1 protein-coding gene is annotated in these 550 nt (G+C 70.9%); it reads right to left on the reverse strand.

What is annotated here, in order from left to right; all coding sequences use genetic code 11:
* On the reverse strand, window positions 1-465 hold a 465-nt coding region (locus tag ACGWYJ_RS39000; protein WP_395111746.1), incomplete at its 3' end, for an acyl-CoA dehydrogenase family protein.
* Window positions 466-550 lie beyond the last annotated feature (85 nt).

The raw sequence follows: 550 nt of genomic DNA on the forward strand, positions 1-550 counted from the left end.
CTCGGCGTTGGTGTTCCACACCTTCTGACCGGTCACCACGTAGTGGTCGCCCTCGCGGCGTGCCGTGGTGCGCAGGCTCGGCAGGTCGGAGCCGGCCTCCGGTTCGGAGAAGCCCTGTGCCCAGACGATGTCGGCGCGCAGCGTCGCGCGCAGGTACTTGCTCTTCTGTTCGGGGGTGCCGTGCGTGATGATCGTCGGCCCGACCATGTCCCAGCCGGTCCCGGGATGTCCGGGCGCCCGCACCCTGGCCATCTCCTCGTTGTAGATGACCTGCTGCGGGAACGGCAGGTCCATGCCGCCGTACTCGCGGGGCCAGGACGGCCCGGCGAACCCGTGGTCGACCTTGGTGGCGGCCCAGGCCTTGGCGAAGGCCAGCCGTTCGGCCGCGCCCTTGGGCGGCTTCCCTGGCGCGTGCTCCTTCAGGAACGCACGCAGAGAATCGCGGAACTCGGCGTCACTGGCCATCGGGGCCTCCCTCGGTGTTCCCGGCGAGCGTGATCCCGGTGAGCCGGGCGAGCCGCTCGCGGTGCCAGTCCGGCGTGCCGAACAT

It is taken from the genome of Actinomadura sp. SCN-SB, from assembly GCF_043906805.1.
In the GTDB taxonomy this organism is placed as follows: Bacteria; Actinomycetota; Actinomycetes; order Streptosporangiales; family Streptosporangiaceae; genus Spirillospora.